At 67.5% G+C, this 22,001-nt stretch carries 9 protein-coding genes and 3 pseudogenes; 2 read left to right on the top strand and 10 right to left on the bottom strand.

The features are described 5' to 3' along the window. Positions 1-504 precede the first annotated feature (504 nt). The 4 genes and pseudogenes from AC07A6_RS36020 to AC07A6_RS36005 all read right to left on the bottom strand — a co-directional run bounded on the left by AC07A6_RS36020 (position 505) and on the right by AC07A6_RS36005 (position 6,142). Entirely contained in the window at positions 505-717 is a 213-nt protein-coding gene (locus AC07A6_RS36020; RefSeq protein WP_478779924.1) for a hypothetical protein, read from the bottom strand. Further along, a pseudogene (locus AC07A6_RS36015) lies at positions 690-914 on the bottom strand (transposase); the annotation flags it as partial. The pseudogene AC07A6_RS36015 and the gene AC07A6_RS36020, both read right to left, overlap by 28 nt. Positions 915-991: 77 nt before the next feature. Continuing rightward, positions 992-1,645, bottom strand: coding sequence for a DUF6193 family natural product biosynthesis protein (locus AC07A6_RS36010; protein ID WP_478779923.1), 654 nt, complete (start codon positions 1,643-1,645; stop codon positions 992-994). Positions 1,646-1,939: 294 nt separating this feature from the next. Next, positions 1,940-6,142: a polymorphic toxin-type HINT domain-containing protein gene (locus AC07A6_RS36005; protein WP_478779922.1), complete on the bottom strand. Its 4,203-nt coding sequence runs from the start codon at positions 6,140-6,142 to the stop codon at positions 1,940-1,942. A 592-nt stretch (positions 6,143-6,734) separates the two neighbouring features. Between AC07A6_RS36005 and AC07A6_RS36000 the strand changes: the two genes are divergently transcribed. After that, on the top strand, positions 6,735-8,975 hold the full coding sequence (locus tag AC07A6_RS36000; protein ID WP_478779921.1) for a ricin-type beta-trefoil lectin domain protein: 2,241 nt from the start codon (positions 6,735-6,737) through the stop codon (positions 8,973-8,975). 335 nt (positions 8,976-9,310) lie between these two features. Here the strand turns inward: AC07A6_RS36000 and AC07A6_RS35995 are convergent, their stop codons facing one another. From AC07A6_RS35995 to AC07A6_RS35975, 5 genes and pseudogenes are all read right to left on the bottom strand, one after another. After that, positions 9,311-9,484, bottom strand: coding sequence for a hypothetical protein (locus AC07A6_RS35995; RefSeq protein WP_478779927.1), 174 nt, complete (start codon positions 9,482-9,484; stop codon positions 9,311-9,313). After that, positions 9,453-9,557: pseudogene (locus AC07A6_RS35990) on the bottom strand (ATP-binding protein); the annotation flags it as partial. The gene AC07A6_RS35995 and the pseudogene AC07A6_RS35990, both read right to left, overlap by 32 nt. Further along, complete coding sequence (gene istA / locus AC07A6_RS35985; RefSeq protein ID WP_478779926.1) at positions 9,554-11,149, bottom strand: IS21 family transposase; 1,596 nt, start codon at positions 11,147-11,149, stop codon at positions 9,554-9,556. The pseudogene AC07A6_RS35990 and the gene istA, both read right to left, overlap by 4 nt. Positions 11,150-11,338: 189 nt before the next feature. Beyond that, a complete protein-coding gene (locus AC07A6_RS35980) occupies positions 11,339-11,791 on the bottom strand; it encodes a hypothetical protein (protein WP_478779920.1) in 453 nt (150 codons plus the stop codon). A 256-nt stretch (positions 11,792-12,047) separates the two neighbouring features. Continuing rightward, positions 12,048-12,673: pseudogene (locus AC07A6_RS35975) on the bottom strand (transposase family protein); the annotation flags it as partial. Here AC07A6_RS35975 and AC07A6_RS35970 point away from each other — a divergent pair. Continuing rightward, the gene (locus tag AC07A6_RS35970; RefSeq protein WP_478779925.1) at positions 12,561-13,157 is read left to right on the top strand and encodes a DUF6221 family protein; all 597 of its coding nucleotides are present in this window, start codon (positions 12,561-12,563) and stop codon (positions 13,155-13,157) included. The pseudogene AC07A6_RS35975 and the gene AC07A6_RS35970 sit on opposite strands and share 113 nt — an antisense overlap. A gap of 613 nt (positions 13,158-13,770) precedes the next feature. On the opposite strand, the gene AC07A6_RS35965 is transcribed toward AC07A6_RS35970, so the two are convergent. Next, positions 13,771-21,831, bottom strand: a complete 8,061-nt coding sequence (locus tag AC07A6_RS35965) for a polymorphic toxin-type HINT domain-containing protein (RefSeq protein WP_478779919.1) — start codon at positions 21,829-21,831, stop codon at positions 13,771-13,773. Positions 21,832-22,001 lie beyond the last annotated feature (170 nt).

Genomic DNA, 22,001 nt, shown 5'->3' with positions numbered 1-22,001 from the left:
CGCACACCTGGGAAACTCGACCAACCTGAGAAAACCCCAGGCCACCACCCCGCCCGACAACCGCGAGATCATCCATCGAGCAGGCCCCGACCACCGCAACAAACACCCAGCAGCCACACACCGGCCAACCAACCTGAACACACCCAGGCCAGCACACCAGCACAGGCACTACATCACTGGCCCGTCATAGGCGAACCGCCCGCCCGCTTCCTTCCCGACGGTCACGGCGGCCGCATTCAGCTCCGCCTCCGCCGTCTCCAAGGGGGTGTGGCACGGCGGGCAGACGATGAGCGCCAGGCGGCCGCCCTCGTAGAAGCCGCTCCACTCCGCCGCCGCCGCAGACGTCCAGTCCGACGGCGCCCGCGTACCGCAACGCCCACACCCCGCCCGTGTCCGGCGCGTACGCCCCGGCTTCATCCGTCCCATACCCCAAACAACGCCCCAGACCCGGGCCCGGTAGCGGCCCGGGACCAAAGGGGGTGCCAGGGATCAGACAGCCTGCGGCTACCTGCCGCCCATGTGGAGCATGGTCGAAGCCGGGACCGCAAGTTCCTTCGCCAGCCGCTCACTGCTGGTCGCGGCCGCGCGCAGCTGTGCCGCAGCCTCGGCCGTGAATACCCCGGGGTTCTGGCCGGTGTCCAGCACCACCCGGTCCCCAGTACCCAGCAGTTCCAGGACGGCGGCGGCCTGATCGAAGGCCTGCGGCAGACGCTCCACCAGCGGGCCCCGAGTTCGTCGAGGATGAGGCGGTGGAGGCAGGCCCGGCTCCACCGCGTGAAACGTCCGTAGGCCGTCTGCCAACTCGGGCCAAACACCGGCGGCAGCTGCCGCCGCCCGCAGCCCGAGGCCACCGCGAAGATGATCGTGGCCAACGCCTCGCGGTCACCCGCTCGGCGCCGGCCGCCGCCCTCAGGTCATGTGAAGTCCGTTGGCGACACCACCCGGCGGAACCTATCGTCCCGCTGTCTCTCCAGCTCTGGAGCGGCGAACGCTACATCCGGTCCGGTTTGGTGTGCCGTTCGGACTGGTCGTTGGCGTGACTCTCGCGCGCTTTGCGTCGAGCAGCATGAATGACTTCAAGGGCTGGACCGCACCCTGCCGGCAACCCCGCCACCACGAGTCTGACTGCTTCTTCGGCCGAAGAGACAGTGGGTCTGGGAATCTCAGGGTCATGCAGGCTGATGACCGTCCAGCATCCGCCTGCCGCGGGGAAGATACTGGGAATATCGCTTCCGGGAGCCGAAATCGTGCGGCGACGGAACTGCAAAGAGCCATGAGCGGGCATGGGAAACAGCGCCCGCAGCTCCGGTGTCGCATACGCCGCTTCCACCATGCTCTGATCAATCAGCTCTGGAGAAAGTTTGCGGATCATCCCCCATTCGAATTCCACCCCGGCCCCTCGATCATGCGCCAACGCCTTGGGCGAAAAATTCAGGAAACCCCAGTTCGAACTCATTTCAGCTAGAGGCATTCCCGACTGCCAAGCCTGGGCGATCTCCACTGCAATTTCCAGAGAGGTCGTGGATCCACTTCCCGCAACCCCGATCAAAGGCATGCTGATCGTAAGCATGAGGTCCCGACGCTCCGGCCTCAGCTCAATTCGAATATCGCCGAATTCCGTCTTCACTGCAGCGGCGAAGTGCACCGATAGCCCCTGCGGCGGATGCGCCTCAACGAGGCCGGGAAGTAGAATTCCCAGGCGGTGAGATATCACCCGAAGTGCGGCCAGTAGACTTCCATTCTCGGATGCTACCTCCGGATACAGGACCGGATCGGGCCTCGTTCCATCGCTCATTGGGCTACCCTCCACCCTCACGTCAAATAGATCTACAGCATATCCGCCCCGAGGCCCGGTGCGCCACAACTCATAACCCGGGGTTCACGAAAGCGTTGGGCTCTGCGCTTTCACGCGAGCCCAACCCTGCCAGACGACTAGCTCCTACCGGAACTCCTTGAACGGATCGTCGATGTCGACACGCTTCCCTTCCCAGTAGAACTTAACGCTGTCCCAGCTCCTCTCAGATACCGACCCGGGCGTCAACTGCCTCATAATAACGCCCAGCTCCCAGGCTGTCCCATTTCCGCGCGACGCCTGCTCTTCCCAATTTTTCCCGGCAAGTGCGCGTGCCCGCGCCCAGGTGGCTTGGAAAGCAGCTTCCGCATTCGGGAACTCTTTCAGGTCGCTATCCAAAAGATGATCGAGCGAGAATGCGATCTTCACCGACGGGTTACCGGCTGCATCTTCCACCGCTTCCATCCACAGCGGTCGGCTCGTGGGATCGCCCGGGTTTCTCGAATTTCCCCAATTTTCCCTGTTGTTGAACGTGTACCACGACCCACCCCCCTCCTGGCCATTCAGGATGTCGCGCAGGCCGTCTCCACCCAGGCCATCGTTCACGCCCAAGACCACTTGGTCGCCGCAGTTCACCAGGCCGTTCGCGTTGTGCACGAGAACCGGCGTGCGGCCGGCCAACACGTAGTACGTGTGTAGGTCGGCGACAGTGAGGTTGTAAGCGGGCTGCAGGCCCTTCCAGTGGCTCACCTTACCGATCTGCACCGCCGTACCGACCGGGGTTCGCAGGGCGTCGCCCGTCCTCAGGTCGGCGGCGTCGACCCAGCGCTTGCGGTTTTCCACCCAGTACGGGTGGTGGTCGGTCGAGGTGACGGCTTCTGCTGTGGCACCGCGCAGTTCGATCTCTGTGAAGTCGCGGTCGTCAGGTGTGTAGATGGTTGCCTGGACAAGGCGCGCACCAGTGGTCCCGGTGGCCGGATCGGTCGCCCGGACGAGATCGCCTGCTCTGATGTGCTCGATGGGTTTTGTCGAGCCATCGCCCATGAGGACGCGGGTTCCGGCGGGGAAGCTGTTCGGACCGCAGCCGGGTGCTCTCCTGAAGACTTTGTACAGCGTTTCGAGGACCGCGTCGCCGTCGATTCCGTATTTCGCGAGCCATCGGCCCGCCTTCACTGCGGTGGCGCCCCATCCGGCGAATGGTATGGCCGAGACACATGCCAGACCGGCGTCCAGGAACGCCCGGTCGGTGTCTCCCCATTGCGGAACGTACTTGTAGAGGCTTCCTTCGCCGGCATAGATTGCGCAGTTCGCGACGTCGATAGGTTCTCCCACTCCAGGTATGACGCCCAAGGCGTCCATCAGCAGATGAATCTGGTCCATCGTGCTCATGGCCGGGAGTTCCTTCTTGCCCCCCGGCACCAGCCACTGCAGTAGCCCGTACAGGGCCGCACCTGCCGAGTTCTTGCGGGCGGCCGCCTCGGCTACCGCCTGCTCCTGTAGACGGCGCTGGACATCTGCCTTGACGCGGTCGGCGGTGTAGCGGTGGAGTGCTTCGCGGTACTTGGCTTCGACAGAGGCGTGGCTTTCACCGGCCTTGTCGGCGGACTGGCGGGCCTGTTCGGCAGCTTGGTAGGCACTGGCGGCGTATCCGCGTGCGGCGTTGGCGCTTGCCTGCGCGCGGGTTGCCGAGGCGCTGGCCGAGTCCGCGCTGCCGCGTGCCTGTCCTTCGGCTTTGCGGGCGGTGGCTGCGGAAGCGGCTGCCTTGTCGGCGGAGGTGCGAGCCCGGTCTGCGGAGGCCTTGGCGTCGTTGGCGTATCCGCCGGCCTGTCGGGCGTAGTTGTCTGCCGTCTGCGCGTGGCCGCGGGCTTCGTCGGCGTGGCCTTGGGCGTCCGACGCGGCCTTGGCGGCGTGGAAGGCGTCCTCGAAGGCTCGGGCGGCGACCTCGCTGGAGGATGCGATGAGGCCTTGGACCTGCTCCACGTGGGTGGCGGTGAGCAGGTCGCGGCGCTTGGCTCGGTGTTGGCCGGACTCGATGAAGGTGATCAGGTGGGTGTTGGGGCTGGCGAGGGCAGCCTCGGCGGCTGCCTTGAGTTCGAGGCCCCCGCCCTCGGCCATGCGTGCCGCTTCGACGCGGTAGTCCTCGACGCGGGACTGGTACTGGGTCTTGGTGAGGAAGGTATCCAGGGCCTGCGGATCCAGGTCGTGGAGTGCTGCCTGGCCCGCTTCCTTGACACCCGTGCCGCCTGCTTCCGCGATCCGGGAGACCTGGATCCGGTTGTCTTCGGCTGCGGCCTGGTACTGGCCCTTGGTCAGGAACTGGTGGACCGACACCTGGTCCTTCGCCAGGGCGGCCTTCGCCTCACTGCGGACCCTCTCCTGCGGGGCGGTGCGGGCGAGAGCGTCGACTGCTTCGCGTTCGTCCTGGTCTTCGGCGAGCTTCCAGCCGACGCGGGCGTAGAGGACGACAGCGCCGTCGTCGCCGGTCAGGGCCGCCTCTGCAGCAGACTTGCTCCACGGGCCGCGAACCTGCAACGCCAGGAGGGCCATCTTCCGGCCGGTGCCAGCGATCTGGGCAGGCTGCGCGTCGGGCTTGGCGGCTTCGGCGGCCAGGGTTCCCAAGTCAGTGTTGAGCTTGACCGCGTCCTGGAGCTTCCTCTGTGCGGTCGCCTGGGCCGCGTCTGCTGATTCCTTGACGTCCTTGGCCTCGTTGACCAGCAGCTTGGTGCGCGTGGCAGCTTCTTCGGCCTCGTTCTTGCGAGCCGTGTCCTGAACTTCCTTGGCCTTGGCGACCGCTGTGCCAGCCGCCTGCGCGGCGGTCATGGCCTCGCCGGCGTTGATCTTGGCCTGATTCGCAGCGGCCTGGGAATCGTTGGCGTGATCCGCGGCCTTGCGCGCAGCTTGCGCAGCCTTGAGGGCGTGGGCTGCCGCCGAACGCGCCGCGTCCCGGGCCTGCGCTGCCGCGAGGGCGGCGTCGTTGGCGTAGGCCTCGGCGGCGCCCGCCGCCCTCCTGGCCTCGGCTGCGTGCCGGCGTGCCGAGGCAGCGGCTGCTTTGGCCTGGGTTTCGTGGACGCCGGCCTGGCCGGCCCAGTTCGCGGAGTCCTCCGAGTACTGGGCGCTGTCGTTCATGGCGTCGATCGACCCGCGCACCGCCTGCATGCTGAGCTTCAGGGCTTCGAGGGTGACACGGGCGGCCTCGGCGGAGTCGGCCATCTTCGAGGCGAGCTTCGAGACGATCTCGGCTTCGTTGGCGACGCCCTCGTAGACCTTGCCCGATGCCGCTGCGTCCCAGGCCTTGCTGGAGGCTCGGGACGCCTGCAGGGCTGCGTAGGCAGCGTTCTGCGCGGCCAGCGCGGCTGTCTGTGCGGCAGCGTTCGCTGCACGGGCGGCGGAGATCGCGGCCTTGGCTGCGTCCGCGGCGCGGCGCGACGATTCGGCCGCGCGGCGGGCCGCGTCTGCGGCCTTCACCGCGTCGTTCTTCGCCGCCTGGGTCTCGGCGGCGGCCTTGGCCGCTTCCTTCTTTGCGAGGTCCGAGGCCGTCTTGGCCTTCTTGACGTTCTCCTCGGCGCTCAGCTTGGCCTTCTCCGCTGCTGCTGCAGCGTCGGAGGTCTGCTTGGCCAGGTCGCTGATGGTGGCGTGTTCCTGGTCCTGGGCGCGTGAGACGTGCTGTCCGTAGAGGAGGAACTCGCGGATGTCGTCGATGGAGCCGGCCAGGGCCTGGGCGGCGGCGCGCTTGGTGGAGGGGCCGCCTTCCCCCTCGATCTGCGCCACACGGACGCGCGCGTCGTCGTCACGCTGCTTGTACTGGCCCTCGGTGAGGAAGCCACGAATGTCGTCGATGGAGCCGCGCATGGCGGCGTCCCCGACCTCATGGACACCGGGACCGCCTGCCTCGATGGCGCGTGCGGCTTCGACGCGTTGGTCCTCGGCAAGTGGGGCTTTCCAACCCTCCTTCATGAAGGTTCTCAGTTGGTCTGGAGTACCGTTGAGTGCGGTCTGCGCGGCCTCGCGCAGGGCTGGGCCGCCTTCGGTCACCAGGGTGATTGCAGCCTCGCGTCGGTCCAGGTCCTCGGCGATCTCCTGACCTTTGTTCAGGAACTCACGGACCTGGTCGTCGTTGCCCGAGAGGGCGGCGCCGGCAGCGGCCTTAACAGCCTCTCCCCCGGATTTATAGCTCTGCAGGACACGCTCGCGTTCGGACAGTGGAGGCGGAGCTGGTTCCTCTGCGGCGACGGGCGCCGCGGAAACGAGTCCCGCCAGAAGGGCGAGCGGCAGGAGTCCACGACTGGCCCTCCCGGCCAGTACGTACCCCCGCCGCCACACCCGAGCCTGACGGCCTGTGTGGTGACCCACGAAATGATCCCTCTTGGTGTGTGTGGTCTGCCGTGCACAGGCAGGCCGCAGCCAAGGAAGGCGACGGCGGCGTCATTGCTTCCTGCCCGTGCGCACGTACGGGTTCCGGCGCCCTCCTTGATTCGGCTTCCCCAGGCCGGAGGGCGGTGGTCCCCGCCCGGACCGTCCGAACGGTCCGGTGCAGCTGTTGGTCGGTCTGGCCCTTTCGGGGCCTCGACCGGCTGATGGCAACGACATGGCCGGTGGACGTCTGTCTCGCGGCCCGTAGGTGGTTCGCGCCTGCGTGGAGCAGTCGAGCAGGGCCCGGAACAGGCGCTAGGCGTCGTCTAAATCATGGCTCAGCGTAGCCATGCGTTCGATTCAATGCCCAGATCATCGATTATTCCTGTACGAGGGATGGCCGGAATCTCAAGCGAATGCGCTGATCAGGACAGGTTTTCAGTCAGAGGTGTGGACTTGCCTGCGAGTGGGTACTGTTCGATCTGGCCCCCAGGCAATCATGACTGTCCGCAACGTCGCGGTGCAGTCCCCTCAGTTCAGCCCATCCTCGCGTTCCATGCGCGAGGACAGCCTGGAAGGCTTGAATCACGTCGTGCGTATTCGCAGATGGCTGCCCACAGCCGCATTTGCCGCCGTCATCGCGGCCACCACAGGAGCGCCGCCACCGCCGGCGTTCGCCGACCCGGTGCCGCCTGCCAACGCCGGTGCTCCCTTCGCGGTCGAGGACGGCGCCTACCCGTTCCGCTCCGACGTGCTCGCGGCCACCGGGGCGGACCTGGTTGCCGGAGACGGCGGCATCATGCACACCTCCTGTGCCAGCCCGCACCAGATCATGCTCTGGGCACGGAACCTCAAGTCCGACGAGTCCCGGATCTGCTTCAAGGCGGCCAACACCGGCTACCTCGCGCTCAACGTCTCGCGCGCTTACCGTATCGAGACGCAGGGCCGCGATCTGAACGCGCAGATCACCGTCAACGGCGCGACTTCCAGCATCTCCGTACCCAAGGACACGTCCAAGGGGTTTGGCGAGGCCAGTCCAACAGACCCCCAGCAGGCCACACTCCTGGAGATGCGGGTCACCGGCTCGTCTACAGCCCCCGCGCAGCCTTCCGGGGACCAGACGTATGCCTTCGCGGGAAAGCTCGCCATCGGGGACAACAAGCGATTCTGCACCGCCACCCTGGTGGATCCGCGCTGGGTCCTCGCGGCGAAGAGCTGCTTCGCCGACAAGCCTGCCGAGAACAACACTGTCGCGGCCGGCGCTCCGAAGGAGAAAACGACCGTCACCATCGGCCGCACCGACCTGGCCACCGCCGGTCACGCCACCGACATCGTCGATCTCGTGCCCCACCCCGACCGCGACCTCGTGCTCGCGCGCCTGAGCCAGCCCGCCTTCAGCGTCACGCCTGTCGCTGTATCAGCCACCGCGCCCACGGCCACCGAAGACATCACCCTCGTCGGCTTCGGCCGTACGAAGACCGAGTGGGCCCCCAGCAAGCTGCACTCCGCCGTCTTCTCCACGGGTCCCGTCGCGGCCACCAGCTACGACCTCGCGCCGAAAACCCCGGCGGACGCCACCGTCTGCAAGGGCGACGCCGGCGCTCCCACCCTGCGGACCGAGAACGGCAGGCCGGCCCTGGTGGGCCTGATCAGCCGCGCCTGGCAGCGCTCCTGCCTCGATGCCGCCCCCACCGACAAGACTGGTGCCTACGCCACCCGCACCGACGGCCTCACCTCCTGGATCGCCTCCGCCAAGCCGCGCCCCGTCAGCCTCAAGGGCGGCGAAAGCCTCGCCCCGGGCCAGATGCTCGCCTCCGAGGAGGCCCAGCTGGTCATGCAGGCCGACGGCAACCTCGTCCTGTACCACGTCACCGGTGGGGACGGTAAGGGCGGCGCCCTATGGCAGTCCGGCACCTCCGGCAACCCCGGTGCGTTCGCCCGGATGCAGGCCGACGGAAACTTCGTCGTCTACAAGAAGGACACCGTCGGCAACGACCCCGCCGGCGCCCTGTGGGCCTCTGGCACCTACCAGAACGCCGACGCGCGCCTGGACCTGCAGTCCGACGCCAACCTCGTCGTCTACACGAAGAACGGTGGCCACGGCCTCGGTGGCGCCCTCTGGCACAGCGACACCTTCTCCCGCGGCAACAAGCTCACCTCCGGCGCAAAGCTGATGCCCGGTTCCTGGCTCGCCGCCGGTGACAAGGTCCTCATAATGGACATCCAAGGCGACATCCTGCTTCGCGAACGCGGCACCAACCGCACCCTGTGGAGCAAGATCACCTCCAACCCGTACGCCTACCTCCACATGCAGGCCGACAGCAACCTCGTCCTCTACAAGCAGGGCACCAACACCGGCGCCCTGTGGGCCTCGAACACCGTCGGCGGAGCCGGCTCCTACGCCACCCTCGAAGACAACGGCAGCCTTGTCGTCCGCTGGTCCACCGGTGGTGAGCGCTGGATATCCAGCAGCTTCCAGGGCGAGCAGTCCAGCCGCTGCCTTGACAGCGATAACGGAACCAGCGCAACCATCTGGGACTGCTGGGGCGGCGTCAGCCAGCAGTGGGACCACACCCCCGCCAAGGAACTGCGCGTCAACGGCAACAAGTGCCTGACCGCCGACAGCGGAGCCAACCAGGGCGCCAAGGTCACCACCACCACTTGCGACGGCCGCGCCGAGCAGAAGTGGAACGTCAATTCCGACAAGACCATCACTGCCGCTCTCAACCCGGGCCAGTGCATGAACGTCAACGGCCAGGCAACCGCCAACGGATCCACTCTCGGCCTGTGGGGTTGCAACGGCGGCGCCAACACCAAGTGGAAGCGCCCGTAACACCACCTCACCCGAAGCCGGGGCCAGCCCGCACCACGCTGTTGCAGGGCTGGCCCCGCGCCCTGGCTGCCGCGGAGGTGCCGATGGCATGGTCGTCCCACCAGGGGCTCTCAGCCGCACCACCGTCCGCTGCGGGCTGACCCCGTGCGGTGCGACCGCCCCTGAAGCGCTCAGGCCTGACCAGCCCTCGGCAACGGAGCCAAGCCAGGAAGCGCCTCGATCCCCGCCACTCCGCCCCTGCACTCATGCGGTGATGGCTTCCGGCTCGCCCTCGGTCCACTGGAGTGGCCAGGCGGCGGTGGCCAGGCGGCGGGGTTCTTTCATGTTGTGGGCGGTCAGCGGGTGCGGGTGACGGTCAGGACGCGGGGGCTGATGCCGATCGCGCCGGTCACCTTGGTGGTGACTGCCACCTTGCCGACAGAGAGGCCGACTCCTGTGCCGCCGTTCTTGACCTCGGAGTAGAGGGTGTTCCCTCCGTTCGCCGCCGTGGGCCTGGGCGAGGCGGTCATCCAGGGTCTCCAGCATCCCCGACAGTCGCAAAATCTTGAGCGATTCACGCAGGGCGGTGTCCATCACGCTCATCGGACGGCCCCCTCAGCGTCGCCGTCCTCCTGGTGATCGTGACGCTCGCCGGGTGTCTGGGTGGGGATGTCGGCGCCGAACAGGCCCTCGGGCCCGTGGAGGAAGGCCGCCGCGCCGGCGTCGCCGGTGTCGGGTTCGGGGTCGGTCTCGGTGCCGGCGACCAGGATGCCCTTGATGGTGCGGTAGGACGGGTCGCCGACCGAGATGGCCTTCGCGCAGGCGGCCTCCAGACGCTGGTCGCCGTACTTCTTCCGCAGCCCGAGTACTCCCTGGGCGGCTCGGAGCCGGTAGAGGGCGTTGACTACCAGCAGCTGGTCGATCACCTCCCGGCAGGCGTCGCCGACCTCGGACGCCTGGCTGCGGCACCACATCGGCGTCCGCATCTGGAAGGCGATCTTCTCGGGCGGGTAGTCGCTGGCATCGGTGCGCTTGCCCTGCTCGAGAGCGGCGTGCGTCTTGACCAGCCCGCCTTCGTGGAAGACCTGCACCATGGTGGCGGTGGAGCGGACGTCCACCCGGCGGCCGATCAGCTTCCAGGGCACCGAGTAGAGGGTGCGGCCGACCTTGATGTGGATGTCCGGGCCGACGGTCGCGGTCGACCACTTCGCCAGCACGAACGGTGTCTCGGGCAGCGGGAGGAGGGTTTCGGCCTCGGCGGCCTCGAACACCGCCAGCGGTGCCGCCCCCTGCAGCGGCCGGCACTGGCGGCGCCCGGCGGTCTCCCTGACCCAGGTCAGGGCCTCGGCCTGCATGTGGTCGAGGGAGGTGAACGACCGCCCGCTCCAGAACGAGTCCCTGATGTAGGGCATGGGCCGCTCCACCCTGGGCTTGTCCTTCGGGTGCAAGGCCCTGGCCGGATCCACCAACGTCCCATAGTGGACGGCGAGTTCGGCGTACGACTTGTTGATCTGCGGGTCGTAGAGGTCAGGCTTGTCCACCCTGGTCTTGAGGTTGTCCGGCACCAGGCGGCGCGGGACACCGCCGAAGAAGCGGAACGCGTCCACGTGGGCCAGGGTCCAGGCGTGCTGGTCCATGTGGGTCACGGGACGTACGAACATGTGCCGCGAGCAGGGCAGCACCATCACGAATGCCCAGATTCGGTGCCGCTTGCCCGTCCTGGGGTTGATCCACTGCCCCAGGAAGCCGTAGTCGATCTGTGCCTCCGAGCCCGGCTCGACCTCCTCACGCAGCACGGTCACCTTCGACCGGGCCGCCTCGTCGGGGAGGTTCTCGTGGACCCATCGCCGCAGCGAGGTCAGTGACGCCTTCAGTTTCCGCTCGTCCTTCAGCCGCTGGTGGATCGTGGTGACCGTGCTGGTCTCCAGCAGCTGCTTGATGTAGTCGCGGTGCTGCTCGATCTCCGGCCAGGTCAGCTGGTTCAGCCGTCGGCTGGCCAGCTCCGGGAACCAGCTCTTGATCAGCTTGGCCCAGTCCGCCTCGCTCATGGGCGGCCCGCCCGGGGTCAGCCCGGCCGCCTCCGCTGGCACCAGGTACTTCCTGATCGTCTTGCGGTCCACCCCCAGCGAAGTGGCCAGCTGGCTCTTCGACCGGCCCGCGTACCAGTGGACGTAGATCTCGACGATGTCGACCACGGTGAATGTTCTCCTTGCCATCCGGCGTGTCCGTCGGCCTCTCGGCTCGCAGGTCAAGGACGCCTGCGGCTCCGAGACAGTCAGGACCCTCAACCCGGCACCGGCATGCCCATGGGGAACCAGACCGATTCGTAAGGAATAGGTATCTAAAGGCCAAACCACCTGAAACGGGGAAGCTGTCGCGCTGGGTCAGTAGAACCAGACGACGAGTCGTACGTTCTCCGCGCCGTGGACTTCGCTGAGAATGCGCATGACGCTCCAGACCCGACTCCAGTCGCTGTCGGCGCCGGCGGCCGAGGCACGGCTTCGTGTGCCAGAGGCGTCTGTCTCCTGCCAGTCGACGTCGGCCAGCTCAGCCCAGGTCAGCCACGTGGTTCCGTATACGTCGCCGGGACCGCCGTATGCAGCGAAGTCACCACGCAACCCATCCGACGCGTCGTCCGGGAAGCCGCGGCCCTCGGCCAGGGGGCGGAAGCCGAAGGAATTGCGGATTCCGAAGAGACAGGCGAGGCCGTCGTAGGCGTTGCCCCTGTTGAGCAGGAACAGGTCGATGGCGGCTTCCCACACGGAGTCCTCATCGTCGGGCCCCCACAGCCGGGCTCCCGGACGGCATTCGATCATTCCACTGACGTCGGTCGACATACCGAGATCCTGCCTGCGCGGCCCGGGAACTGGCACTTGTATTTCCACGCCCGCAGGCTCGCGGCCCGGCCGACGCCGCCCATCCCAGCTGGGGGCGTCCCACCTGGGGGCCCACCTACAGCCGAGTGCGCACTCGATCACACGCCCGAGCACACTGGCCACGGTCACTGTCCCCATGGGGACTCGTGACCGCGGGGGTGGGGAATTACGCCGACACAAAAGCGCACTTCGCGGGGAATTGCACGACCGTCGACACTCGGACCTGCTTGTGGGACCGGTTGTGTTCCTCCTTCCAGTCCGGGAGTTCGGCCTGCCCTTCGCCTTTCGGTGCGGGATGACCAGTCCGGTGCCCTGGTAGCCTCCGTTGGCGATCGTGGTGGTGTTGCCGACGGCGGCCTTGGCGCCGGATTCCTCCCAGCCGCGGGAGTCGTGCCGGTTGCCCGGCAGAGGCCGGCCGACCACGACGACGAGACGGGTGTTCGCGTCGATGACGACCTGGTGGGCGGTGGAGTAGGTAGTTCTTGGACTGCTCCGCCACGGAGTGTCGCGGGTGGGAACCAGCGTGCCGTCCACGATGAGCACGGTGCCCTTGGCGAACCGCTTGCGGGGCTGGAGCGCGATCATCGGACCGAGGTCGTCGATGATCCGGTCCGCAGCCGACTTCGAGATCCCGAACAGCGGCGCGAGCTGCCGCATGGTCAGGTTCGTGCGCCAGTACGTGGCCACCAACAGCGCCCGGTCCTCCAGCGGAAGGCTCCACGGCCGGCCCCTGCGGACCGCATCCTCACCCTCACGCCGCAGAACCGTCACCCGCTTCCCGAAAGCACGCGGGCTCAAACCGGAGAACGGGGCTATCCAAGACGGCTCAGACGCCGTGATCACACCAGCCACATCCAGATCATTCGACTGTCGGTCTTCCGGCCAGGTCCTGCCCACGGCCTGGAAATCAGGCGACCGGGCCTGGCGCATCATCCAGGATGACTCCATGAGTCAAGACCTTGTGACGTTCCTCCAGGCACGGTTGAACGAGGAGGCAGACCTGGCCCGACGCTGCGATGGTGACGGCTGCGGGGAGTGGACCGCTCGCGGGCACACGGTCGACTTCTGCCAAGAAGAACTTTCCAGCTTCCATCCCGCGATCGCCCTGCACGTCGCCCTGCACGACCCGGCTCGCGTCTTGCGGGAGGTCGAGGCCAAGCGGCGCGTGCTCGCCCGACATGTGCTCAGCCCTGCAACGGGCGACCCCGAACTACCGTGGGACAACCACGATGACTGCCAGTACGACGGCGAGACCTGGCCGTGCGATGACCTGCTCGACCTCGCGTCGCCTTACGCCCATCACTCTGACTACCCCCGACGCCTCTAAGGCGGAGATCATTTACGGGAGAGCCCTTAGATCTAGAATTCTGCAATCAGAGTCACTCGCGGGTATCTGATTCACTTTATTCTCCCCCCACTCCTTTTCGTGCATGAATGCAGTCGGCGAGTGATCCCACTAGAAATCAAGTGAGACCACTCGCCGCAGGGATCGATAATCCGCCAACTTTTAGGTTATGCCGCCCGGAAGTTGTCGCAGCATATCGATGGCGGATTGGAGTCTCGAAATCATCGAGTCTCGGCTCTGCTGGATTCTTTCTCTGACTTCTTTCGGAAGGCCGTTACTTTCGATGGCCATCCGGAAATCCTCCCAGCCTTCGTACGCGATGCGCGTCGCACCCCTGAGCACGTCGCCAAAGCGCGCCTGTCGGTCGAAATTCATGGGGATGTCTGACGGCCGCAAGTAGCAGAGAGAGGCCTCTGTAACAAATTCACCCACGAGTGCCTTGGTTTCGTGATCCAGGAGTTCACAGGAGAGCATTTGAATGGCGAGATTCGTCGGAACTTGACGAACCGGTCCTCGAAGCGAGTCGGGAACCTCCCACCTGTCACCTCCTGAGGATTCACCTCCGACAGTTTTCACCGTTCACCTCTGATCTCAATCATCCATATCTGGCTATCAGCCACGCCTGCGCCTTGTCGTTGTCTAGCGGAATTCCATCAATGCCGCCGGCTTGCAAAACTTGAGCACAGTAGGTCGCGCACCCCTGCTCCGGCAAAGAGTATGGAGGGTAGCGCCCCTCTTCAGTTTTGAAGCGGGCGTTCTCGACGAACATTCGAGCCCGCCCCGTATGCGGAAGTTTGATATGCAGCCTCAACGTGATGCGGGGAAGATCCGCGGGGTCGAATTTTTCGACCCCGTTGTCGCTGCGGCTCACATCACCGAACTGATGGGTGCTGAGCTCTCCTTCTGCGTCCCGAATCGTGATTAGAGCGTGCTGCCTACCATCCGGATAGTTTGCCAGGTAGACAGTGGCTTCGTCGGTACGGCAGTTATGGACGAGGACCGGGGAGGCGCCTGCCAGCACGTAGTACGTGTGTTTGTCGGCCACGGTGAGGTTGTGGACCGTGGCGACGGATGAGGTCCAACTGTGTACGGCGGTGATCTGGACGTGGGTGCCTGCGCTGGTGCGGAGCCACTGGCCTGACTTCAGGTCCTTGGCGTCGAGCCATGCGCTGAGCTGTGGAATCCAGAAGGGGTGGCCGTCTGTGGCGACGACTTCCGCCGTTTCGGAACCGGATTCGCCGTCGATGTCGACGACGACCGTGACAAGGTTCTTGAGGCCTTGGCCCTTGATCTCGGCCGTGACCGTCTCGGCGCGGGTTTCGCCCGTCTCTTCGTTCGTGGCCAGGACCTGGTCCCCGACCTTGACGTCTTCGATTGCCTTGGTGGAGCCGTCGGCCATCAGTACCTTCGTGCCGGGCACGAAGCTGTTGGTGGTGCAGGCGTCGGCCGCCTTGCCTGAGCCGCCCGAGCCGCTGGAGCCGCCGTTGCTGCGGGCGGAGCCGCCTGAGGAGCCTCCGGTCTTGTTCATGTTGACGGACTTGCCGCCGCTGCCGCCGCCCTTCGAGCCACCCTTGCCGGAGCTGGCGGCGGAGGAGGCCTTGGGGTTGGACTTGGCCTGGGCCTGCTTGTGGTTCGAGTTACCTGTTTTCTTGCTGGTGTTGACCGCCCTGTTGCTTGTTGTGTTGAGCTTGTCGGCGGCCTTCTTCTTTGCCGCTTGGGCTGCCTTCTTGGCTGCCTCGATGGCCTTCTGCTTGGCCTCCAGAGCCGCCTTCTCGGCTGCTCGTGCCGCCGCCAGGACCAGTTCGGCGGCCTTCTTCGCCGTTCGCCAGGCCTGGATGGCGGAGATCGTGCGCTCGATGGCCTTCAGGACCGAGGGGATCTTGCCGAGCTTTGTCCACGGGATGGCGCCGATGATCATGCTTCCGCAGGACCACATGTCGCCGCCGAAGCAGGCCATGGCGTCGTTGATGCCGATGAAGTCCTTCAGCCCCGACCAGGCGGCTTCCAGGATGACGGAGGTCAGCGACTTGCCCTGCGCCGCTTCCGCCTGGGCGATCTGGGCGAGGGAGAGGCCCGCGCCGGCCAGGGCCGCCGCGCGTTCCGATGCCGTCAGGGACACCGAGAGGCCCGAGGGGTCGGACAGGGTGACCGGATTGTTGTGGGCGTAGCCGTAGCCGTTGAGGGCCAGGGGGTCCGTGATGTCGAGGACCGGGTCGGCGGAGAGGAAGCGGCCGGCGACCGGGTCGTACATGCGGGCGCCCAGGATCTGGTAGCCGGAGCTGTCCTTCGGCGTGCCGAGGAAGCCCTTGTCCGCCTGGATGTCGGCTGCGCCCGTGGTGGCGCCGCGGTCGTTGCCGAACGGGTCCTGCTTGCGTACTCGGACCTGCATGCCGCCCGAGAGCGAGACTTCCGCGTACGAGCTGCCCTGGTGGTCGCCCGCGAGGGCGGACAGGGTCTCCGGGCCGTTCCCGTGGCTGTAGCGCGTGATCACGCCACCCGGGACCGCGTACGTGCGCTGGGTGTTGACCAGGGCGCCGCCCTTCTGGACGGTCACCTGGGTTTCGCCCAGGTAGAGCGTGGCCTGCTTGCCCTGGATCGTGAGCAGGCGGCCGTTCGGGCCGTAGATGTGACGGGTGTCGTTCTGCGGCTCCCACAGCTGGGCCGCGGACGTGCCGGAGCAGGTGGCCAGGGCCAGCGGGGTGGAGTCGTCCGTGGCACCGCCCTTGGTCGCGACGCAGAGGCCTGACGCCACGTGGGTGAACTGGCCTGCGGCGTTCCGCTTGAGCTGCTGGGCAGCGGAGCCGTCGCACTGGCGGATCTGGAGCTCGGAGCCGGCCCCGTTGCCGGTGGGCTGGACGCACCAGGTGTCGTAGATGGACAGGGTGCCGAGGTTGGCGTCCGGCTGGTTCGGCGACTGGGTGAAGGCCCAGCGCTGCGCGCCCGTGCCGTTGCAGGAGTAGAGCTGGACCGGCTGGTTGGGCGTGGCCGTGCTGTACCTCAGGTCGACGCACTTCTGCGCCGGTCCGACGTACGAGGTCTTGCCCGCACCTCCCGAGCCGGTGACGCGCTCGATCTGGCCGTCGTAGGTCCAGGTCAGCTGCTGCTTGTCGCCGTTCTGGGTGGAGGTGACGGACTTGGTCTCGCCCGTCAGCTCGTACAGGCGCTCCGCCTCGGCCGTGACCTGGGCCCCGGCCGGGGTCGTGTACGTCTTGGTGACCTTCGAGAGGGTGTGCGGCTGGCTCTTCTCCGCGCCCTTGCCGTACGTGTACGTGGTGGTGGTGTCCTTGGCGGTGTCGCCCGCCAGGTTCCGTTCCACCAGCTTCTTGCGGTTGCCGAGCAGGTCGTACTCGTACTCCTGCCAGTAACCGGACTTGTCCTTGCCGGCGACCGCGTTGACCTTGCCGTCGGCGCCCTTCGGGCCGGCGGTGCAGGACTCCTGGTCACCCGAGGTCCAGGCGGTCTTCAGCTGTCCCAGCGGGTCGTAGTTGAAGCACTGGCGCTCCTCGATCCCGGTGGAGCGCTCGCGGATCGAGGTGACGTTGCCCGCGTCGTCGTAGGCGTAGGAGCGGTGCGAGACCAGGTTGCCCTGGACGACCGCGCCGTCTCCGGTCTGCTCGCGGTAAACCTGCTGGTCGGTGAGCGCGCCGCTGGCCTCGTCGTACGAGGTCTGCGACCAGACCCGGTAGGGCTGGGCCCCGAGGGTGGAGCGGAGGACCTGGCCGTGCGGGGAGTAGACGGTCTCCGCGCCGTACCAGTCCTTGCCGGAGATGGAGAGGGGCAGGCCCTCGTCGTTGTAGCGGACGACCATCCGTTCGGAGGCCATCTTGCCGACGGCGGGGATGGTGGCCTCGTCGAGGAAGCCGGTGTCCGTGTACGTGTACGCGTGGGTGTACGTGGACTGCAGGCCCCAGGTGTCGGCCAGGGATTGGGGGAGGGTGAGGGTCGTGGAGGTGGGCTTGTAGTCGTCGGTGTAGCCGTTGACCTTCTGGGTGTAGGGAAGGCCGTCTGTGTAGCGGGTGGCGGTGGCCGGGAGACCCTTGGCGCCCTGGACGGTGTCGTAGGTGTAGTCCGCCAGCAGGGTGCCGGCGGCGCCGTCGAGGCGGAGCTGCTTGGGGCGGGACAGTTCGTCGTAGTCGGTCCACGTGGTGACGCCGCGCGCGTTGGTGACGGTCACCGGGCGGTCGTAGCGGTCGTACGCGGTCCGGCTGGTGCCGGTGTCCGGGTCGGTCGCCGTCTCCATCCGGCCGCGCTGGTCGAAGGTCCACGTCCACGGGTGGGCCTGGTCCTCCGAGTGGGCGGCCTTCACCATGTGGCCGCGCTGGTCGTACTCGTAGCGCATCGAGGTGTACGAGGTCCGGCCGGCGTCCGTGAAGGTGTCGACCCGGGTCGAACGGCCCAGCGCGTCGGTGAAGACACGGTACGAGGACGAGCCCGGCGGGTTGATCACGGTGGAGTGGTCGGCGCCGTACTCGTAGCGGGTGGCGCGGCCGGGGGTGGCGACGCCCTTCAGGACCGGCATCTCCTCCACGACGCGGCCGAGGCCGTCGTAGGTGTACCGGGTGGCGTTGGGGAGGGTGGTGTCGGCGAGGGGGGTGAAGAGCTCCCCGCTCGGCTTGCCGGCCGTGTAGTAGGCGTTGTTGGTCTGCCAGACCTCGCCGGAGCTGTTGTACAGGGTGTCGGTGATCAGGCGGCCGCCGTTGGTGGCCGGCTCCTGGCTCTGGCGCTCCCTGCCGAGTCCGTCGTAAAGGGTGACGGAGGTCTCGATCCGGTTCTGGTGGCCGCGCGCGTACGTGACCACGTACGGGGGCTTACCCGCCGGGGTGACGTACTCGGCGCGGAAGTCCGGCACTGCCTTGGGCGCCGGGGCACGGCCCGGCTTCCATGCCTCGACGAGACGGCCCATGGGGTCGAAGGTCGAGAGGCTCACCCGGCCGTTGGGGTCGGTGGTCCTGAGGTTCTGGCCTCGGCCGGGTTCGACCTCCTCGACCTGGGTGTGGCCGAGGGCGTTGGTCTCGGTGACCTTGAACGCCTGACCCAGGGCGGGCTCGTAGGCGATGGTGCTCGACCGCTTGTCGGGGTCGGTCTTGCGTACGACACGGCCGACGGTGTCGAACTCCATGGTGCCGGCGGAGTCGAAGCCGGAGCCGTCGCCCTTCAGCGACCACGTCTCGGTCGCCAGCCCTCGGCCGCCGGGTGCCGCGGCTCCATAGGCCTGAGTGTCGTAGGCGGTGCGCACGCCCGCAGTCAGCGACTTCAGGTTGTTGAAGTCCGCCGTCGCGCAGGTCGTCGGGCTGGCCAGCGACTGCTTGGACAGGCCGATGATGTTCTTCTCGGGCAGGTGCAGGTACTCGAACCGGGTGCAGCTCTCGTCGCCCGTCTTGCCGGTGTCGCCCAGCAGTTCCACCTGTACCGGGAGGCCGTAGGTGGGCTCGTGGCTGGTGAGGGTCTCCACCGAGCGCTCGGTGCGCTTGTCGTCACCGCTGCCGGAGGACTTGGTGTACGAGATCTGGCGGGGTTCGACCACGCGCCAGGCGCGCAGGTCGCTCAGGCCGTCGCCGCGCACGCGCTTGGCGAGTTCCGTGGCTTCCAGGACGTTGACCGTCCGGGTGAGCCACTGGCCGTCGGCGTTGTCGGGGCTGGTGTAGGTGAGCTCCTCCGCGACGCGGCCCGCGAACGGTTCGCGGTCCTTGCCGATCTCGGCGCCGGTCACGTCCTTGACCGGGACGGTGTCGCCGAGGCCCCGGTAGTAGCGGGTGACTGCCTTGGTGCGCTTGCTGCCGATGGTGGGGTTCTCGACGCCGGTCAGGACCGTGGTCTGTTCGAAGCCGGCGAACTGCGAGTAGGTGCGGGTGGCCTGCTTGGAGAACTCCTGCTCGGCGAGCTTCCAGGCCGGGTTCTTGTACTCGTACGCGGTCTCGTTGGCGTAGGCGCCGTCGACGTTGGGGAGTTCCTCGATCTTGGCGACCACGTACTTGTGGAACCAGTCGATGTCCTCCTTCTCCGGGTCCGGGTGCCAGTAGGACGGGTAGCACAGGCGCGCGTTGGTCTTCAGCGCTTCCTTGTCGTCCTTGCCGGGCAGGCCCGTGCCGGTGGCGCACTCGCCTTCGGGCTTGCGGTAGGTGACGACGGTCTCGCCGCCGTACTCGCTGATGACGCGGCCGATACGCAGGCGCGCGAAGCCCGGACGGGGGTCGCTCGCGCCGCGCTGCACCCGGTTGGGCATCTCGTCGGCGTTGTGCTCGAAGCGGACGGGGTTGAGCGTGACCTTGGCGTCGCTCGCGCCGTTCCGGCCGAAGCCGGTGCGGGTGATGGACTCCAGCCACAGGGCCGTGTTGGGGCCGGTCTTCAGGACCGGGAAGTTCTGCTGGAGCTTATACTCGTCGACTGCCTGGCGGGCGGTGTTGCCCGGGATGCGCTGCGTCGAGGTCGTGACCTTGTCGAGGCGCTTGCGGCTGAAGAAGGCCGGACCGGAGTTCCAGCACTTCTTGGATGCTTCGCAGCGCAGGTCGGCGGGGGTGTCGTACCAGATGCGGTACTTGCCGGGGTCCTTGTCAGCGAAGTTGGCGTCGGAGCAGGTGAGGGTGCCCTCGTTGAAGCAGCGCTCGGCGACGGTGAAGTCGACGCGGGACGGGGCCGGGGCGCTGAAGATGCTGTCCTTGCGCTGGCCGTAGTCGATGCGGGTGAGGTAGCCGCCGCGGTGGTAGGCGACGGGTGCCTTGAAGTCGAAGTTGCGGGCGTAGTAGTTGGTCTCGCGGTCCCACCACAGGGACATGGCGTTTCCGTTGAGGTCCTCGACGTAGTCGAGGCCCCAGCGCCAGGCCTGGGTGCAGCCGGAGTTCTTCCAGTCGCCGGCCTTGTAGCAGGGCTCGCCGGGGTGGTTGCCGTAGACGGGAACCGTCAGCACCGAGTTGGTGGTGGGGTCGTCGTCCTTCGGGTCGGCGGTGCCCTTGTCGGACCAGCCGGGGAGCCGGTTGAGGCCGAAGTGGTAGCGGACGCCGTCCTTGGTGGTGACGACCCAGTACTCGCCGTCCTGGTCGCCGTTGTTGAGGTTGGTGTTCTTCAGGACCTCGACCTTGGCGCCGTCGCCGTTGGCGGTGGTCCAGGTCTGCTTGTCCTTGTCCCAGACCAGCTCGGTGGTGGAGCCGCCCAGCGAGAGGGTGGCGTTGTCCGAGCCGTAGCACATGTCGCCGGTGCGGTGGGTGGCGTTGTTGGAGCCGGCCTTCTTGGAGTCCTCGCGGCAGCTGGCGTAGGTGCGCGTGATGGCGCCGGCGTTGTACTCCCAGCCGTCGCCGATCCAGGAGGCCTGGTTGTTGGTGGCGGAGGTCCGGCCGTCTGCGTTCTGCGAGGAGTAGCCGAAGGCGACCTTCGGGGTCAGCCCGCCGGGCGCCTCGGGCACCTGGACCTTGTAGGAGTAGGTGAAGGCGCCGTTGGAGGAGCCGCCCGCCCAGGATCCGGAGGAGAGCAGGGGGGTGGCGTTGAAGTCGCCCGTCGCGGAGGAGCCGGTGTCCAGCGCTCCGACGACGCGGCCTCCGCCCGCGGGATCGGCCGCGGTGAGCGCGGCCGTCCGGCCCTCGGCCACCGAGTCGGTGGTATTCGGGGGCTCATCACCCTTGGCGCCCTCGGCCGCCTTCTCCGCCTTCTCCCGGTCCGCGTCCGAGCCGGGGCCGCCGGGGGCCGTCTGCTGCGGGGCGTCGCCCTGCTTGGGGGCGTCCTGACCGGGTGCCTGCTGCCCGGGGGCGGCGGGCTCGGGGTTGGCGGGCTTGGGGGTGTCGGACTTGGGGTCCTTCTTCTCCGGGAACGGCGTGATCCGCTTGCCGGGGTTGCTGTCGCCGAGGAGGGAGGACACCGAGACCGACCCGGAGAGGACGCGGCGGGTCGGGGCGTTCTTCGCGGCGCGGGTGCGCGTCGGGGCGTCCTTGGCCTCGACCTTCTTGACCTCGCCCGCGAGCCGCTCGAACTTCGGGGCCTTGTCCCCGGACATGGTCTGCGTGCCGCCGTCGGCGGGGGCGCAGTCGCCGCTGTCGGGTGCGGTGAGCACGCACTCCGGGAGCAGCGCGAGGCCGAAGCGGTCGGCCGCCTGGGGGCCGTAGAGGTCGGAGAAGGCCGTGGTGTCGACCGTCATCGCGACGTCCGCCGCGGGGTCCGCGGTCGCGGGCGGGGTGACCCGCATGATCAGGCCGGAGACACCGGCAGTCTGCGACTTCTCGGGGGCCGCGAGGTCGACGCGCCACTGGCCGGCCAGGGCCGCGGGATCGGCGCCCGCCGGGATGCCGAGGGCGACCGGGAGGTCGCCGACCGGCGCGGTCGCGCCGGGCTGGACGGTGGAGAGGTCCACGGTCCCGGTGCTCTGCTGCCAGGGCGTCACCGCCGTCGGCACGTACGGGGTGACGGGGACCTTGTCGGCGGTGGTGAGGTTCTTCTCGGCGTTCTTGTTCGCCTTGACCGGGTCCTGCTCGGGCAGGTCCGGCAGCTTCAGTTCACGGTTGAGGCTGTCGCCGGGTACCGCGTAGGCCTGGGCGGTGAGGGTGGTCACCGTCAGCGCCGTGGATAAGAACAGGACGACGCCGGTTCGGCGCAGGCGCCGGCGTCGTCGTATGGGTTCTGTCCCGACCAGGCGTCCACGGCCCAGCCATGACAGGGAACTTGAGGCACGCATGCGCGGCGGCTCCCACCAGGACTTCGAAGATTGCGGGTACGGAAAGCAGGACTGCGGCACGGCCGCAGGGCACGAGAGCACTCGCTCCCGCGCCTGCGAACTGTCGAATGCGTTCCGACTGCGAAGCAAGGACACGGAGCGTCACAGCCACGAGCGGTCTGTGGCGTTGA

Source organism: Streptomyces sp. NPDC044002 (assembly GCF_056434525.1).
The sequence above is the reverse complement of the archived record's forward strand: the minus strand, read 5'-3'. Positions and strand labels throughout refer to the sequence as shown.

Coding starts and splice junctions, on each gene's coding strand:
- AC07A6_RS35965 (WP_478779919.1), bottom strand. CDS start 21,831: ATGCGTGCCTCAAGTTCCCTGTCATGGCTGGGCCGTGGACGCCTGGTC.
- AC07A6_RS35980 (WP_478779920.1), bottom strand. CDS start 11,791: ATGTCGACCGACGTCAGTGGAATGATCGAATGCCGTCCGGGAGCCCGG.
- AC07A6_RS35995 (WP_478779927.1), bottom strand. CDS start 9,484: ATGACCGCCTCGCCCAGGCCCACGGCGGCGAACGGAGGGAACACCCTC.